This is a genomic window from Mesorhizobium sp. CNPSo 4688 (assembly GCF_057784295.1).
Window position 1 is genome coordinate 21,746 of the sequence record NZ_JBWLUY010000005.1, and the last position, 14,124, is coordinate 35,869.

At 62.2% G+C, this 14,124-nt stretch carries 18 protein-coding genes and 1 other RNA gene; 12 read left to right on the plus strand and 7 right to left on the minus strand.

The genetic code is table 11. The features are described 5' to 3' along the window. Positions 1 to 16: 16 nt before the first annotated feature. The 4 genes from AC04SH_RS10305 to AC04SH_RS10320 form a co-directional block, all read right to left on the minus strand. The gene (locus AC04SH_RS10305) at positions 17 to 238 is read right to left on the minus strand and encodes a ribbon-helix-helix domain-containing protein (RefSeq protein WP_488574933.1); all 222 of its coding nucleotides are present in this window, start codon (positions 236 to 238) and stop codon (positions 17 to 19) included. Positions 239 to 251: 13 nt separating this feature from the next. Next, the gene (locus tag AC04SH_RS10310; RefSeq protein ID WP_488574934.1) at positions 252 to 446 is read right to left on the minus strand and encodes a DUF4169 family protein; all 195 of its coding nucleotides are present in this window, start codon (positions 444 to 446) and stop codon (positions 252 to 254) included. 15 nt (positions 447 to 461) lie between these two features. Then, complete coding sequence (locus AC04SH_RS10315; protein ID WP_488574935.1) at positions 462 to 1,001, minus strand: SspB family protein; 540 nt, start codon at positions 999 to 1,001, stop codon at positions 462 to 464. A 132-nt stretch (positions 1,002 to 1,133) separates the two neighbouring features. Then, complete coding sequence (locus AC04SH_RS10320) at positions 1,134 to 1,817, minus strand: TetR/AcrR family transcriptional regulator (RefSeq protein WP_477231481.1); 684 nt, start codon at positions 1,815 to 1,817, stop codon at positions 1,134 to 1,136. Positions 1,818 to 2,004: 187 nt separating this feature from the next. Between AC04SH_RS10320 and AC04SH_RS10325 the strand changes: the two genes are divergently transcribed. After that, complete coding sequence (locus AC04SH_RS10325) at positions 2,005 to 3,210, plus strand: multidrug effflux MFS transporter (protein WP_477231480.1); 1,206 nt, start codon at positions 2,005 to 2,007, stop codon at positions 3,208 to 3,210. A gap of 170 nt (positions 3,211 to 3,380) precedes the next feature. On the opposite strand, the gene ssrA is transcribed toward AC04SH_RS10325, so the two are convergent. Then, positions 3,381 to 3,740, minus strand: a transfer-messenger RNA (tmRNA) gene (ssrA, locus tag AC04SH_RS10330). Positions 3,741 to 3,905: 165 nt separating this feature from the next. On the opposite strand from ssrA, the gene AC04SH_RS10335 reads away from it, so the two are divergent. Next, positions 3,906 to 4,217 carry a DUF2853 family protein gene (locus tag AC04SH_RS10335; protein WP_112394624.1) on the plus strand — a complete coding sequence of 104 codons (312 nt, stop codon included), beginning with the start codon at positions 3,906 to 3,908 and terminating at the stop codon, positions 4,215 to 4,217. Positions 4,218 to 4,554: 337 nt separating this feature from the next. Then, the gene (locus tag AC04SH_RS10340) at positions 4,555 to 5,349 is read left to right on the plus strand and encodes a thymidylate synthase (protein ID WP_488574936.1); all 795 of its coding nucleotides are present in this window, start codon (positions 4,555 to 4,557) and stop codon (positions 5,347 to 5,349) included. Between the two features lie 11 nt (positions 5,350 to 5,360). On the opposite strand, the gene AC04SH_RS10345 is transcribed toward AC04SH_RS10340, so the two are convergent. After that, positions 5,361 to 5,567, minus strand: a complete 207-nt coding sequence (locus AC04SH_RS10345; RefSeq protein ID WP_142865345.1) for a TOBE domain-containing protein — start codon at positions 5,565 to 5,567, stop codon at positions 5,361 to 5,363. A 161-nt stretch (positions 5,568 to 5,728) separates the two neighbouring features. Here AC04SH_RS10345 and modA point away from each other — a divergent pair, with 161 nt between their 5' ends. From modA to AC04SH_RS10365, 4 genes are all read left to right on the plus strand, one after another. Further along, positions 5,729 to 6,523 (plus strand): molybdate ABC transporter substrate-binding protein, encoded by a 795-nt coding sequence (gene modA, locus AC04SH_RS10350; RefSeq protein WP_488575191.1) that lies wholly within the window; start codon positions 5,729 to 5,731, stop codon positions 6,521 to 6,523. Between the two features lie 25 nt (positions 6,524 to 6,548). Further along, on the plus strand, positions 6,549 to 7,253 hold the full coding sequence (modB, locus tag AC04SH_RS10355) for a molybdate ABC transporter permease subunit (protein WP_112560437.1): 705 nt from the start codon (positions 6,549 to 6,551) through the stop codon (positions 7,251 to 7,253). Continuing rightward, on the plus strand, positions 7,250 to 8,362 hold the full coding sequence (gene modC, locus AC04SH_RS10360; protein ID WP_488574937.1) for a molybdenum ABC transporter ATP-binding protein: 1,113 nt from the start codon (positions 7,250 to 7,252) through the stop codon (positions 8,360 to 8,362). The genes modB and modC overlap by 4 nt, the downstream gene beginning before the upstream one ends. Before the next feature lie 69 nt (positions 8,363 to 8,431). Continuing rightward, on the plus strand, positions 8,432 to 8,773 hold the full coding sequence (locus AC04SH_RS10365) for a winged helix-turn-helix domain-containing protein (protein ID WP_203278662.1): 342 nt from the start codon (positions 8,432 to 8,434) through the stop codon (positions 8,771 to 8,773). Positions 8,774 to 8,839: 66 nt separating this feature from the next. On the opposite strand, the gene cobF is transcribed toward AC04SH_RS10365, so the two are convergent. Next, complete coding sequence (gene cobF, locus AC04SH_RS10370) at positions 8,840 to 9,610, minus strand: precorrin-6A synthase (deacetylating) (protein WP_488574938.1); 771 nt, start codon at positions 9,608 to 9,610, stop codon at positions 8,840 to 8,842. A gap of 126 nt (positions 9,611 to 9,736) precedes the next feature. On the opposite strand from cobF, the gene AC04SH_RS10375 reads away from it, so the two are divergent. From AC04SH_RS10375 to hflC, 5 genes are all read left to right on the plus strand, one after another. After that, complete coding sequence (locus AC04SH_RS10375) at positions 9,737 to 10,756, plus strand: DUF4424 domain-containing protein (RefSeq protein WP_488574939.1); 1,020 nt, start codon at positions 9,737 to 9,739, stop codon at positions 10,754 to 10,756. After that, the gene (locus AC04SH_RS10380; protein ID WP_488574940.1) at positions 10,756 to 11,286 is read left to right on the plus strand and encodes a dihydrofolate reductase; all 531 of its coding nucleotides are present in this window, start codon (positions 10,756 to 10,758) and stop codon (positions 11,284 to 11,286) included. The genes AC04SH_RS10375 and AC04SH_RS10380 overlap by 1 nt, the downstream gene beginning before the upstream one ends. Then, positions 11,283 to 11,897: a dimethylsulfonioproprionate lyase family protein gene (locus AC04SH_RS10385; protein WP_488574941.1), complete on the plus strand. Its 615-nt coding sequence runs from the start codon at positions 11,283 to 11,285 to the stop codon at positions 11,895 to 11,897. Before AC04SH_RS10380 ends, AC04SH_RS10385 begins: the two co-directional genes overlap by 4 nt. Positions 11,898 to 12,051: 154 nt before the next feature. Next, positions 12,052 to 13,176: an FtsH protease activity modulator HflK gene (hflK, locus tag AC04SH_RS10390; RefSeq protein WP_488574942.1), complete on the plus strand. Its 1,125-nt coding sequence runs from the start codon at positions 12,052 to 12,054 to the stop codon at positions 13,174 to 13,176. Further along, a complete protein-coding gene (gene hflC, locus AC04SH_RS10395; protein WP_112560445.1) occupies positions 13,176 to 14,120 on the plus strand; it encodes a protease modulator HflC in 945 nt (314 codons plus the stop codon). Before hflK ends, hflC begins: the two co-directional genes overlap by 1 nt. The last annotated feature ends 4 nt before the right edge of the window (positions 14,121 to 14,124 follow it).

A 14,124-nucleotide genomic window follows, 5' to 3' on the forward strand; every position in this document is an offset into this window, starting at 1 on the left:
AACGCTCTAGCCCAGTTCAACGCATCCCGCGCTTGGCCCAGTCCAGCACATGCAGTCTGAGCGCCGAGGAGAGGTTGGCGTCGCGGGGTCGGGTTTCATCGATTTCGGCGACAAGGGCCGCAAGTGTCAGCTTTCGCGCTGCGGCCATGGCGACGAGATCGTCATAGAAGGGTTTTTCGAGCGAATAGCTGGTGCGGTGGCCGCGGATCGTCACCGAGCGTTTTTCGACCGGGCTCACCGCAGGCTGCCCATCAATCGCCCTGATCTTCCGGGCGTTCGCGGCGATGGCCGGCGACGAACTTCTCGGCCTTATCTGATGTCAGCCGGTCGCGGGTTTTTTCGGCTTTGGAACGGCCGTGCAGAGCGCGGTTCTCGCCGGCGTGCTTTTCTTTTTCGGCGCGCGCCTTCTGCTTGCGGACCTGGCGAAGATTGACGATTTCGCCCATGTCGTGGCTCGTCGGCTACTTCTTGCGGAAGGCGTCGAGCGACACGACGTCGGCGCCCTTGCCGGCATCGGCCACGGCGGGCTTCTTCTCGGCTTCGGCCGCGGCGGCCTTCTTTTCGGCCTTAGGCTTTTTCTCGGAGACGATGGCCAAGGGCTCGCGAGCCTGCTGTGCTGGCGCTTCGTCTTCGGCGGAAATGTCTGTCTTGACGTCGAATTCGAGTTCGAAATTGACCGACGGGTCGTAGAAGCCCCGCACGGCCGAGAAGGGGATTTCCAGTTTCTCCGGCACATCTGAGAAGGACAGACCAACCTCGAAGCCGGTGTCGGTCACCTTGAGGTCCCAATACTGGAACTGGATGACAATGGTCATCTGTTCGGGATAGCGCTCGCGCAGCCTGGAAGACACGCGCACGCCAGGCGCGCCGGTCAGGAATGTGATGAAGAAATGATGATTGCCGGGAAGGCCGGTGCGCGCGACTTCGGCCAGCACCTTGCGCATGACGCCGCGCAACGCCTCCTGGGCCAGAATGTCGTAGCGGATGTGGTCGTCGGCCATGTGCTGGTCGGGTTCCGTTGAATCGTCCGCATAGCTGTAATCAAGCTTGAGGGCGGCGTAAACCGGATATAGATCGCTGATGCGCCGAAGCGAGGCCCATCAATGACGATTTGATCGCTGGCTCTAATTCGTTCAGGCGCTGGCCAACTGCTTTTCCACCGCCGCTGCTGATCTACGCTTGCCGAAGGCGCGCAGGAAGGTGCGCACGCCGTGGGTGGCGGATTGCAGCACTTCATCTTCCGAAGGCGTGCCGCCGAGCATGAAGGTGGTCTGCAGTTCGGCGTTGGCCAGCGCCAGGAACTGGCGCGCGGCGACATCGGGATCGTCGACCGCGAGGTGGCCGGCATGGGCGAGGCGGGCGAAGCGCGCGGCAAGTGCGGGCCAGGTCCGCCCCGGACCCTGGTCGCGCCATTCGGCGAACAGCTCGGGATAGCGCTCGCCTTCGGTCTGGATCAGCTTGCGCAGGAAGCGTCCGTCGCGATTGCAGATGCAGTTCTGGTTCATGCGCACGGCGAAGCCGATCAAATCGACTTCGAGATCCCTGGGCTGATCGGGGAAGCTGGCGAAGGTGGCGAAGATGCCGGCATTGCAGCGCTCGGTCAGGTCGCGCACCACGGCCATGAAAAGCTTTTCCTTGTCGCGGTGGTGATTGTAGATGGTCTGGCGCGAGACGCCGGCCTCCGCGGCGATCAGGTCGATATTGGCGCCGGCAAAGCCTTCGCGGCAAAACACCGAGGCCGCCGCATCGATGATCGACATACGCTTGGCCTCGTGGCCGCGTGGCGGGAAAATGTCAGGAGAAACGGCGGGCTTCATAAAAATCTATATAGAGGTGATTGACGAATTAGACAAGACTGTCTAAATTTGTGGACATAAGAAAACGGAAATCTACTCCAAGGGGACGAATGAATTCGCCCCGGGATGTCGGATTTCCACGGGATGGAACGTCCTGGGGTTAGACGTCGCTTGCCGGCGGCAACCAGATTCGAAAGAAGCCTTTATCATGAGTCCCAAATTCCTCCGCATCGCGGTCGTGCTCGGCTTGTTGTCCGCCATCGGCCCTTTCGCTATCGACATGTATCTGCCCGCGCTACCTTCGATCGGCGAGGATTTGCATGCCGGCACCGCCGCCGTGCAGATGAGCCTGCTGATTTTCTTCCTGTCGATGGGCTTCGGCCAGATCGTCGTCGGGCCGATCTCCGACATGGTTGGCCGCAAGCTGCCGCTCTATGGCGGCTTGGCGCTGTTCATGGTCGGCGGCATCGGTTCGGCAATGGCGCCGACCATCGAATGGCTGATTGCCTTCCGCTTCCTGCAAGGCCTCGGCGCCAGCGCCGGTATGGCGGTGCCGCGCGCCATCGTGCGCGACCTGCACACCGGCACTGAAGCTGCCAAGCTGATGTCGCTGTTGATGCTGGTGTTTTCGGTGTCACCGATCCTGGCGCCGCTGACCGGCAGCCAGATCATCGAGAATTTCGGCTGGCGCGCCGTGTTCTGGACGGTGACGGGCGCGGCCCTGCTGGCGACCATTCTTTTGGCGACCTCGCTCAAGGAGACGCGGCCGGCGGAAGAACGCGTCGGTTCCTCCTTCGGCACCGCACTTGCCGGCTATCGCTTCCTGATGGGTGACCGCAATTTCCTCGGCCTGGTGGCGATCGCCGGCTTCGGCATTGCCAGCTTCTTCGTCTACCTCTCGAGCTCGTCCTTCATCCTGATCGACCATTACGGGCTGTCGCCTTCGGTCTACAGCGTGTTCTTCTCGATCAATGCGGTGGCCTTTATCGGCATGTCGCAGCTGACCGGAGTGTTGTCGGAACGTTTCGGCCTGAAGCGCATCGTCTGGGTTGCGGTGACCGGCTATGCCACGACGATGGTGGTGTTGTTTGCGATCATGGCGACCGGCGTCGACCGGCTCGACGTGATGGCCGCGCTGCTCTTCATCGGCTACGGCTTCCTCGGCCTGGTCATTCCGACCACGTCGGTGCTGGCCATGGAAGAGCATGGCGAGATCGCCGGCACGGCCTCGGCGCTGATGGGCACGCTGCACTTCGCCATCGGCGCGCTGGCCATGGGTGTCGCGGGCATCTTCTTCGATGGCACGCCGCTGCCGATGGTGGCCGGCATTACGCTGTGCGCCGTGATCTCGTTCACGCTGGCCAAGCTGACGCTCGGCCGCACGCGGGAAGCGGTGGAAGCGCCGGCTGAGTAAGCAACCACACGCAACGAAAAAGGCCGGATCTGACCCGGCCTTTTTTCATGTCTGGGATAATCCGGTCCCAGCCAGAATGGAGAAAGAGCGCAGACAGCTCGACGGCTTCGCCGCCCGTGCGAAGCCAGCGCCAGCCGACATTGCGCGTATGATATCGATGGAGGGGGAGAAGTGGAGGTTTCTGTTGCCAGGTACCTCCGAACCCCGCCTAGAAGTGCGAACCTCTAGGGCTTGATTTGAAGCGTTCGCACTGCATTACGCAGCGAGACGAGCTTCCGCATAGTTGTCGTTGGCAACTATAAGTTTAGCCCGATGACGGTGGTACAATGCCGGGCAAAAGTACGATCTTTACACCTTCGTCGATCCTATTTCGCCCCCAGCAAAAACCGCCTTGTGGTCAAAGCGGCTTTTGGTGGAGGCGCCGGGTACCGCCCCCGGGTCCGAACGGCTTATTTCATCGCCCATTTATCGCCATAGTCGGTCAAGCCGACAAAACGAATATAGGGGGTCGTCGCACGAAATGAAAGGCCGCAATGGCACTTCTTGCCCGTGGCAAACTGTGACCCCGAGGGTTGACTTGGACACGGTCTCAACCGAAGCTTTGCGCCGGTGAGGAGTATCGACCTAGCGCACAGGTTGCGTAGCGCGCCACAGCCCTCATCGACCGGATCCGTGGCGCCGACGAGGGAAGTCTGATGGCCGACTATCTTGCGGATGTGAAGAAATACGACGCCGGTGCCAGCGCCGATGCGGTCGAAAAGATCGTCAAGCATCTGGGCATTGCGCTCAGGAACCGCGATTCCTCGCTGGTCTCGTGCACCGACCCCAAGGAGTTAGAGCGGGTCAAGACCAACTGGGTCGCCAAGAAGCTCGGCGTGACCGACGGGGCGAAAGCCGACGCCGCGATCGAGAAGACCTGCAAGGCGCTGGCCGCCGACAGTTCCAAGAGCCGCGTGACCTTTTATTATCTGGTCGCCAAGGATCTGGGCAAGCTCGGCTCGCTCTGAGATTTTTGCTGGGTAGCGAGCCTTCTGGCATGCTCCTTGTTAAGCGTGGACGCCGCCCCTCATTGCCCTGCCGGGCATTTCTCCCGGTAATAGTGACGGGGAGAAAGAGCTGACCGCCGCCTTGGCGTTCTTTCATCGACACTTGCGATTGGCGAAACCCTCGGCACAGCACCCCTCTCCCCGTCACTATACGGGGAGAGGGTGCCGGCAGGCAGGTGAGGGGCAGCGCCACCCGTTGAAAGAGTGGTGGGAGCAAGCCGCGTTCTGGTCCCTTTTGATATGTTCGCCCGTCCGCCAGTCGGCTATTATTGCTAAACCCCGAATCGAGGCGAAGCCGATGCGCCAATATCTCGACCTTTTGCAGCATGTTCTGGACAATGGCGCCGATCGCGGCGACCGCACTGGCACCGGCACGCGTGGGGTGTTCGGCTACCAGATGCGCTTCGACCTGGCGCGCGGCTTTCCCGTCACCACGACCAAGAAGCTGCATCTGAAATCGATCGTCCATGAACTCCTGTGGTTCCTGGCCGGCGACACCAACATCAAATACCTCAATGACCACGGCGTTTCGATCTGGGACGAGTGGGCCGACGAGAATGGCGATCTCGGCCCGGTCTACGGCAAGCAATGGCGCTCCTGGCCGGATGGCCATGGCGGGTCGATCGACCAGATTGCCAATCTTCTCAAGGAGATACGCAAGAATCCGAATTCACGCCGACTGATTGTTTCGGCATGGAACCCGGCCGAGGTCGAGGCCATGGCGCTACCGCCCTGCCACTGCCTGTTCCAGTTCTACGTCTCGGAAGGCAAGCTCTCCTGCCAGCTCTACCAGCGCTCGGCCGACATTTTCCTCGGCGTGCCGTTCAACATTGCCTCCTATGCGCTGCTGACCCTAATGGTGGCGCAGGTCACCGGGCTGAAGCCTGGCGATTTCGTCCATACGCTGGGCGACGCGCATCTCTACTCCAACCATTTCGAGCAGGCGCGCGAGCAATTGCGGCGCACGCCCAAGGCGCTGCCGACGCTGTGGATCAATCCGGAGGTGAAGGACCTGTTCGCCTTCCGCTTCGAGGATTTCCGGCTGGAAAACTATTTTGCTGACGCGACGATCAAGGCGCCGATCGCCGTTTAGCTCTCCGTTCCTCAATCAATGCCGACCATGACGTCCGATGCCTTGATCACGGCATAGGCCTGCTTGCCCTTTTCGAGCTTGAGATCGGCGACGGCCTCGTTGGTGATCGAAGCGGTGACGACCGAGCCGCCGACGTCGATGCGGACATGCGAGGTGGTGGCGCCCTTGACGATCTCGGTGACGGTTCCCTTGAGGATGTTGCGCGCGCTGATTTTCATGGGGAATTCCTTTTCAGGGTTTCTGCGCTCGTCATAACCAGAACGATCGATGCCGAACAGACGCTTTCGACGGATGGTGCCTTCCCATGTTATATTCATCCGGATATATCGATCCTAAGCACGGGCCGGTCGGATTTCAAAACCCAGGGAGAGTTTTCATGTTGAGGCACAAAGGTTTTGGATTGAGGGGGATCGCGGTCGGCGGCTTTGCTGCAGCGCTGATGGCCACGGTGCCGGCCGCGCACGCGGAAGACAAGGTGATCGTATTCGCCGCGGCCAGCCTCAAGGACGGCCTCGATGCCGTCAACAAGGCCTGCGAAGCCGATGTCGGTGAAGCCGCTACCATTTCCTACGCCGCAAGCTCGGCCCTGGCCAAGCAGATCGAGGGTGGCGCTCCGGCCGATGTCTTCATCTCGGCCGATCTCGACTGGATGAAGTATCTCTCCGACAAGAAGCTGACCAAGCCGGACACCGAAGTGAAATTGCTCGGCAACCAGATCGTGCTGGTGGCGCCGAAGGATTCGACGGTCGAAACCAAGATCGAAAAGGGCTTTGACCTCGCCAAGCTGGTCGGCGACGGCAAGCTCGCCATGGGCGATTTCAAGGCGGTGCCGGCCGGCAAGTATGGCAAGGCAGCACTTGAATCGCTCGGCGTCTGGTCCTCGGTCGAAGGCAAGGTGGCGCAGGCCGAGAATGTGCGCGCGGCACTCAAGCTGGTTTCGATGGGTGAAGCACCGCTCGGCATCGTCTATGCTACCGACGCGCATGCCGACAAGGGCGTCAAGGTGGTTGGCACCTTCCCGGAGGATTCACATCCGCCGATCATCTACCCGGTTGCCCAGACCGCCGACTCGAAGGACAAGGATACGCCGGCCCTCCTGAAATGCCTGCAGTCCGCCAAGGCGGCGGAGCTGTTTAGGGATCAAGGTTTCACGATCCTGACGCCAAGCAACTGAGTTCCAAGGGGCTTCACCTCGCGACATGAACTGGCTGCTGGACCTCACTCCCGACGAATGGAATGCGGTCCGGCTGTCGATCAAGGTAGCGACGGTGGCAATGCTTTTCAGCCTGCCCCCGGGCATCGCGATCGCGCTGCTGCTTGCCCGCGGCAAATTCTGGGGCAAGACGCTGCTCAACGGCGTGGTCCATCTGCCGCTGATCCTGCCGCCAGTGGTGACCGGCTATCTCTTGCTGCTCACCTTCGGTCGTCGCGGGCCGGCCGGTGCGTTCCTGGCCGAGCATTTCGGCATCGTCTTTTCGTTTCGCTGGACAGGCGCGGCTCTCGCCTGCGGCATTATGGGCTTCCCCCTGATGGTGCGGGCGATCCGTCTGTCGATCGAGGCAGTCGACCGCAAAATGGAAGCCGCCGCAGGCACGCTCGGTGCCAATCCGCTGTTTGTGTTCGCCACGATCACGCTGCCGCTGATCCTGCCCGGGCTGATCGCCGGCTCGATCCTGTCCTTTGCCAAGGCGATGGGCGAGTTCGGCGCCACCATCACCTTCGTCTCCAACATTCCCAACGAGACGCAGACGCTGCCTTCGGCGATCTACACTTTTACGCAAGTGCCGGGCGGCGATGACGGGGCGCTGCGGCTGACGCTAATCTCCATCGTCATTTCGATGGCAGCGCTGGTCGCCTCGGAAGTGCTGGCGCGGCGCGTTGGCCGGCGGATGGACATCGAATGAGCGTCCTTGTCGACATCAGCCATCGTCTCGGTGAGTTCGCCATCGACGCGCGCTTCGAAAGTGCCGGGCGGCTGACGGCGCTGTTCGGGCCCTCAGGCTCCGGCAAGACGACGTTGATCAACATGATCGCCGGCCTGATCCGACCCGACAAGGGACGCATCGCGGTCGACGGTCGTGTGCTGGTCGACACCAGCGCTGGCATTTTCGTACCGAAGCACAAGCGGCGCATCGGCATGGTGTTCCAGGATGCGCGGCTGTTTCCGCATATGAGTGTGGCCGGCAATCTGCGCTATGGCCGCTGGTTCACGCCGGGAGCGGAGCGCTATGCGGATATGGACGCCGTCGTTGAACTGCTCGGCATCGGTCCTCTGCTCGACCGGCGGCCGGCTAAGCTCTCGGGCGGCGAGAAGCAGCGGGTAGCGATCGGCCGGGCATTGCTGGCCAGCCCGAAGCTGCTTTTGATGGACGAGCCGCTGGCCTCGCTCGACGATGCGCGCAAGGCTGAAATCCTGCCCTATATCGAGCGGCTGCGCGACGAGACCAAGCTGCCGATCGTCTATGTCAGCCACTCCGTCGCCGAGGTGGCGCGGCTGGCGAGCGACGTGGTGGTGATGGCGCAAGGCAAGGTCGCTGCCTCAGGCCCGACCGGCGCGATCATGCAGCGGCTCGATTTGTTGCCGATGGAAGAGCGCGGCGAGGGCGGTGCGGTGCTGGACACCAAAGTGCTGCGCCACGACGAGGCGTTCGGCATGAGCGTGCTCGGTTCGGCGGCGGGCGAAATCCGGGTGCCACGGCTGGCTATATCGGTCGGTGCGCCGGTGCGCATTCGCATCCGCGCCCGCGACGTGATGATCGCCACCGAGCAACCGAAAGGCCTGAGCGCGCTCAACATCCTGCCCGGCATCATCGTCGCGATCAGCTCGGGTGAGGGGCCAACGGTCGAGGTCGGCATCGACTGCAACGGCGCAACCGTGCTTGCCCGCATCACCGAGCAGTCACGACACGCGCTGAGCCTCCAGTTGGGGAGCAAGGTGTTCGCGGTGGTCAAGACGGTGAGCTTCGACAGGGCCAATACCGGCGCCGGGCTGCCGGCCGAAGCGGATGGCTGATTGCCGCTATATCGTTTTGGAATAGCGCTATGGGTCGAGAGAGGCTAGTGTGATCGCGGAGGACACGACATGCCGTCGCTGAGCTTGCGGATAAATCTCGATCCGGACGGGCGCATCGGTCCGGGCAAGATCGAGCTTCTGGAGCAGATCGCCACCTTCGGCTCGATCTCGGCCGCCGCGCGCGGCATGGAGATGTCCTACAAACACGCCTGGGATCTGGTCGAGGACATGAACCGTGTGTTCGGCAAGCCGCTGGTCGCGGCGCAGACCGGCGGTCGCAAGGGCGGCGGCGCGCAACTGACCTCGGTCGGACTGGCGGTGGTCAGCCGTTTCCGCGCCATCGAACGCGCTGCGGCCGCGGCAGCGGCCACGCATATGGCGGCATTGCAGGCGGAGATTGATGCGGGATAGGGCAGTAGGGCAGTAGGGCAGTAGGGCAGTAGGGCAGTAGGGCAGTAGGGCAGTAGGGCAGTAGGCTTAACCGTCTTCGCCTGCCTTGCGCAGCAGATAGGTGTCCATGATCCAGCCCTTTCTTTTGCGGGCTTCTTCCCTTGTCCTCTCAATCTTCTCGCCGACATCGCCCAGGCGGCCGGAGAGCATGATTTCGTCCTTGGTGCCGAGATAGGCGCCCCAGTGGATGATCAGATCCTTGTCGGCCAGCGTGTTGAAGGCGCATTTACCGTCGAGCATGACCACCGCACTGCCGGCATTTTGCGGCATGCCGTCTTCGGTCAGGCGGCGGCCGGTGGTGATCAGCACGGGGTCGCCGATACGGTTCAGCGCCATCTTGTGGCTGGCGGCGAGCGCCTGGACGGCAGTGATGCCGGGAATGACCTCCAACTCGAACCCGACATTGCCCCGTAGGCGCACACGCTCAAGAATGCGCAGCGCGCTGTCGTAGAGAGAAGGGTCGCCCCAGATCAGGAAAGCGCCGCAGCCGTTTTCGGCAAGCTCGTCGCGGATCAGGCCTTCGTAGATTTCGGCGATTGCCTCGTGCCAGTCGTCGACGGTCGAGCGATAGGACGGCGCCGGCTCGGCGCGCACCGGCACGTCGAATTCGACGCGGCGCGATTTCGGGTTTTTGACGAAACGGTCGCAGATATGTCGGCGCAGTTCGGCAAGATCGTTCTTTTTCGCGCCCTTGTCGGGAATAAACAGGACGTCCGCCCGGTTCAGGCCATCAATCGCCTGCACGGTCATATGATCGGGATTGCCGGCGCCGATGCCGATGACGAGAAGCTTGCGCATGAGGCGAACTCCTGCCCGATCGAAACCTGTTAGTCCAGACCGTCGTGATGCCGGTGCTGCAGCGGAAGGGCTTTGAAACGCCACATTGAAACGGCTAGGGTCGCCCATTCTTGGCGAGGGGCTTCGATGTTGCAATATGTTCTGACTGTAGCGCTGGCGCTTTCAGCCGCGCCTGCACTGGCCAATGATTCGACCGCCGAACTCGGCACCGGTGGCCTGATACTGTCACGCAGCGATGCGGTGGCGATGCAAAGCGAGGATCTGTTCATCTCGCCGGAAAAGGTGACGGTCGACTACGTCTTCCACAACAACACCGACAAGGATGTCGATGCCATCGTCGCCTTCCCGTTGCCCGACATCGAAGGCGACCCTGAGGAAATGCCGGCCATCCCGGAAAACCAGAGCGACAATTTCCTTGGTTTCGAGGTGACGATCGATGGCGCGCCGGTGAAGCCGCAGCTGGAGCAGAAAGTGTTCGCTGTCGGCATCGATATCGGCGCCGATCTGAAGGCGCAGAACGTGCCGTTCAATCCATTCGGCGATGCGGCCAAGGCGGCCCTGGCGAAGCTGCCGAAGGCGGTGGCCGAGGATTGGGAGAACCGCGGCATCATCATCGAGGATACGGGCAGCGACGGTACTGAGGCGAACAAAGTCTATACACCGTGGTGGCAGTTGCGCTCGACCTATTGGTGGCGTTCGACATTTCCGGCCAACAAGGATGTCCATGTCTCGCACCGCTACAAGCCCAGCGTCGGCGGGACGTCATCGGTCAGCTTCTTCTATGACGGCAAGTTCCAGGGTAGCCAGTATGCTGCCTACAAGACCCGCTACTGCATGGACAACAATTTCGAGAATGCGGTGAGCAAGGCGGCCAAGGACGATCCGGACGGTTATCCCAAATTTTACGAGAAACGCATCGCCTATATCCTGACCACCGGCGGTAACTGGGCGAACGGCAGCATCGGCAAGTTCAAGTTGACCGTCGACAAGGGCAATCCGAAAGCGCTGATTTCGTTCTGCGGCGACAATGTCAAAAAGGTCGGGCCGACGACCTTCGAGACGACGGCGCAGGATTTCTATCCCGAGCACAACGTCGACATATTGCTTTTGGAACCGTCTGATGACGGCGCCGGGGAAGCCAACTGATGGACGTCGCGATCTATGTCGCCATCGCCGAGAACGGCGTCATCGGGCGCGAGGGCGGCCTGCCGTGGCGGCTGTCCACCGATCTCAAGCGCTTCAAGGCCGATACGATGGGCAAGCCCGTCATCATGGGCCGCAAGACCTATGAAGGCATCGGCCGGCCGCTGCCGGGCAGGTTGAACATCGTGGTGACCCGCGACAAGGCCTGGCGCGCCGAGGGCATCGAGGTAGCGCACTCGCTGGAAGCCGCGATCCAGCTGGCCACGGTGCGCGGGCGTTGCATGAGCGGCGTCGACGAAATCTGCATCATCGGCGGCGGCGAGATCTATGCGCAGGCGCTGCCGCTCGCCGACCGCCTGCATGTCACCCATGTGCTGGCCAAGGTCGACGGTGATGCGCATTTCCCTGACATCGATCCGGCCAGCTGGCGAATTGTCCGTTCGCAGGATATTCCGGCTGGTGAAAAGGACAGCCACGCAACGCGCTATACCGTTTACGAGCGCAGCCGGCCGATGACCCAGGTATCTCCGTGACAGCCAACAAGCATCAGCCGATCGACACTTTCATGGATTTGCTCGGTACAGAAATACGCTCGCGTATGGGAAATGAACCCGCGCGTGAAGCTGCGCACCAGCGGATTTTCGGTAACACCGCGCTCGAGGCGCCGCAGGCAAGCCGTGAGAGACCCCAGCGCCAGCCGGCTTGTCGCCACCTCGCGGAATGCTTCGCGGAGCTTGAAAAGATCGGCGGCAATCTCGGCAAGCTCGCCGCCGCGCTGCGCGAGATCGAGCCGCATCTCAGCTGGAACAATCAAAGCGAGCGCCGCAAGTCGGCGGTGCTGGCCGATAACTACGCCGATTCGTTCATTGTCGGCCCGGGCGGGTTCGTCCAAGGCAGTGCAATCGAGATCGGAGTCTCGGTCATGGCGCCGCATACGACCTATCCTGATCATTGGCATCCGCCGGAAGAGCTTTATCTTGTCCTGTCTCAAGGGGAATGGCGGCAGAATGCCGAGGCGTGGCATGAACCCGGGGTTGGCGGGGTCGTCTACAATCCACCTGACATCGTTCATGCCATGCGCGCGGATGCCAAGCCGCTTTTTGCCATTTGGTGCCTTCCCCTCGACAATACGCCGCATTCATAAGGCGACTTATTGGAATTTGCTGCTTGCAGCGGTCCAAATCGGACGGTGCAGTGTCGGATCGCGTTGAAAGCGCATCGCTGCGTCCCTATAGAAGAACAACTGGATTTTGCGCCGCAAGGCCGGCGCTGAGGGAATTCCAAGCGAAAGGACATTCATGCCCTGGAACGACAAGAGCGGTGGCGGCGGCGGCCCATGGGGCGGCGGCGGTGGCAATCAGGGACCCTGGGGGCAGGGACCAAAGGGGCCTGGCGGCCCGCAAGGGTCACCTCCCGATCTCGAGGACATCATCCGCCGCGGCCAGGACCGGCTGCGGCGCGCGCTGCCCGGTGGCGGCGGCGCCAGCCCGGCCGTTTTTGCGTTGATCGCAGCGGCACTGGTCGTGCTGTGGGCGTTCAAGGCGGTCTATACCGTGCAGCCTGACGAGGTTGCGGTCGAGTTGCGCTTCGGCAAGCCGAAGCCGGAGCTGTCGCAGCCGGGTCTGCATTTCCATTGGTGGCCCGTTGAAACCGTCGAGACGGCCAACATCGCCGAGCAGCTCGTCGATATCGGTGGTGGCGGCGCGACGAGTGGCAACACGTCCGGGCTGATGCTGACCGGCGACCAGAATATCGTCAACGTCCAGTTTTCGGTGGCCTACCAGGTCTCCGATCCAAGGGCCTATCTGTTCGACGTCTCCGATCCCGAAGGCATGCTGCAGCAGGTCGCTGAAAGCGCAATGCGTGAAGCCGTCGGCCGGCGACCGGCCCAGGACATTTTCCGCGACGATCGCCAGGGCATCGCCGCGTCGGTGCGTGAAATCATCCAGACGACGCTCGACGGCTACAAGGCCGGCCTGAACGTCAACGCGGTTTCGATCGAGGATGCGGCGCCACCGCGTGAAGTGGCGGACGCGTTCGACGAAGTGCAGCGCGCCGAACAGGACGAGGACAAGTTCGTCGAACAGGCCAACCAGTATTCCAACCAGAAGCTCGGTCAGGCGCGCGGCGAGGCGGCACAGGTCCGTGAAGACGCGGCCGCCTACAAGAACCGTGTCGTGCAGGAGGCCGAAGGCGAAGCGCAGCGCTTCATCTCGGTCTATGACGAATATGCCAAGGCCCCCGATGTGACGCGCAAGCGCCTTTATCTGGAAACGATGGAGAAGGTCCTGAAAGACTCCAGCAAGGTCATCGTCGAACAGGGCAACGGGCAGGGGGTCGTCCCCTATTTGCCGCTGCCGGCACTGCAGCCGAAGGCCCCGGCACCCGTGCCCCTTGGCGCCACGACCGGAGGAGCCCAGTGATGGCCAATCGTCTTCCCATCCTCGCCGTCATCGCGGCCGTGCTTCTGTTCCTGATCTACTCCTCGGTCTTCGTGGTCAACGCGCGCCAGCAGGCGCTCGTGCTGCGGTTCGGCGAGATCGTCGATGTCAAGAATGAGCCCGGCATCTATTTCAAGGCGCCTTTCGCCTTCTTCGACGCCGACAGCGTGCAATTGATCGAAAACAGGGTGCTGCGCTTCGATCTCGACAACATCCGCGTCCAGGTTTCGGGCGGCAAGTTCTACGAGGTCGATGCTTTCATCGCTTACCGCATCTCGGATCCGCGCGTGTTCCGCTCCGCCGTGTCCGGTCAGATCACACTGGCCGAAGCGCGACTGCGGACGCGTCTCGATGCGGCGCTGCGCCGTGTCTACGGTCTGCGCGACTTCGAAGCGGCGCTCTCGGAAGAGCGGGCCGTGATGATGCGCGAAGTGCGCGATCAGCTTCGGCCGGACGCGACGTCGCTCGGCCTGCAGATCGAGGATGTGCGCATCCGCCGGACCGACCTGACGGCTGAGGTTTCGCAGCAGACCTTCGACCGCATGAAGGCCGAACGTCTGGCCGAGGCCGAACGGCTGAGAGCGCGCGGCAAAGAGGCCGCGCAGCGCATCACCGCACGCGCCGACCGCGAGGTGGTGGAAATCGTCGCCGAAGCGCGCAAGGAATCGGAAATCCTGCGCGGTGAGGGCGAGGCCCAGCGCAGCGCTACCTTCGCCGATGCCTACAAACGCGATCCGGCGTTCTTCGACTTCTACCGGTCGATGAATGCCTACGGCACGGCGCTGGACAACTCCGGGACGACGATGGTGCTGTCGCCGAACTCGGAGTTTTTCCGCTTCTTCCGCAATCCGGATGGCACGGACGCGAAGCCTGCGGCCCCGGCGGCACCTGCCGCGCCGGCAGCGCAACCTGCACCCGCCCAGTAGGGCG

What these genes read in the sequence shown, in the direction of transcription:
- modC (WP_488574937.1), top strand. Translation starts at nt 7,250, where the DNA reads ATGAGCGTCCTTGTCGACATCAGCCATCGTCTCGGTGAGTTCGCCATC.
- AC04SH_RS10380 (WP_488574940.1), top strand. Translation starts at nt 10,756, where the DNA reads ATGGACGTCGCGATCTATGTCGCCATCGCCGAGAACGGCGTCATCGGG.
- AC04SH_RS10310 (WP_488574934.1), bottom strand. Translation starts at nt 446, where the DNA reads ATGGGCGAAATCGTCAATCTTCGCCAGGTCCGCAAGCAGAAGGCGCGC.
- AC04SH_RS10335 (WP_112394624.1), top strand. Translation starts at nt 3,906, where the DNA reads ATGGCCGACTATCTTGCGGATGTGAAGAAATACGACGCCGGTGCCAGC.
- cobF (WP_488574938.1), bottom strand. Translation starts at nt 9,610, where the DNA reads ATGCGCAAGCTTCTCGTCATCGGCATCGGCGCCGGCAATCCCGATCAT.
- AC04SH_RS10365 (WP_203278662.1), top strand. Translation starts at nt 8,432, where the DNA reads ATGCCGTCGCTGAGCTTGCGGATAAATCTCGATCCGGACGGGCGCATC.
- modB (WP_112560437.1), top strand. Translation starts at nt 6,549, where the DNA reads ATGAACTGGCTGCTGGACCTCACTCCCGACGAATGGAATGCGGTCCGG.
- hflC (WP_112560445.1), top strand. Translation starts at nt 13,176, where the DNA reads ATGGCCAATCGTCTTCCCATCCTCGCCGTCATCGCGGCCGTGCTTCTG.
- AC04SH_RS10325 (WP_477231480.1), top strand. Translation starts at nt 2,005, where the DNA reads ATGAGTCCCAAATTCCTCCGCATCGCGGTCGTGCTCGGCTTGTTGTCC.
- AC04SH_RS10345 (WP_142865345.1), bottom strand. Translation starts at nt 5,567, where the DNA reads ATGAAAATCAGCGCGCGCAACATCCTCAAGGGAACCGTCACCGAGATC.
- AC04SH_RS10340 (WP_488574936.1), top strand. Translation starts at nt 4,555, where the DNA reads ATGCGCCAATATCTCGACCTTTTGCAGCATGTTCTGGACAATGGCGCC.
- AC04SH_RS10375 (WP_488574939.1), top strand. Translation starts at nt 9,737, where the DNA reads ATGTTGCAATATGTTCTGACTGTAGCGCTGGCGCTTTCAGCCGCGCCT.
- AC04SH_RS10320 (WP_477231481.1), bottom strand. Translation starts at nt 1,817, where the DNA reads ATGAAGCCCGCCGTTTCTCCTGACATTTTCCCGCCACGCGGCCACGAG.
- AC04SH_RS10315 (WP_488574935.1), bottom strand. Translation starts at nt 1,001, where the DNA reads ATGGCCGACGACCACATCCGCTACGACATTCTGGCCCAGGAGGCGTTG.
- hflK (WP_488574942.1), top strand. Translation starts at nt 12,052, where the DNA reads ATGCCCTGGAACGACAAGAGCGGTGGCGGCGGCGGCCCATGGGGCGGC.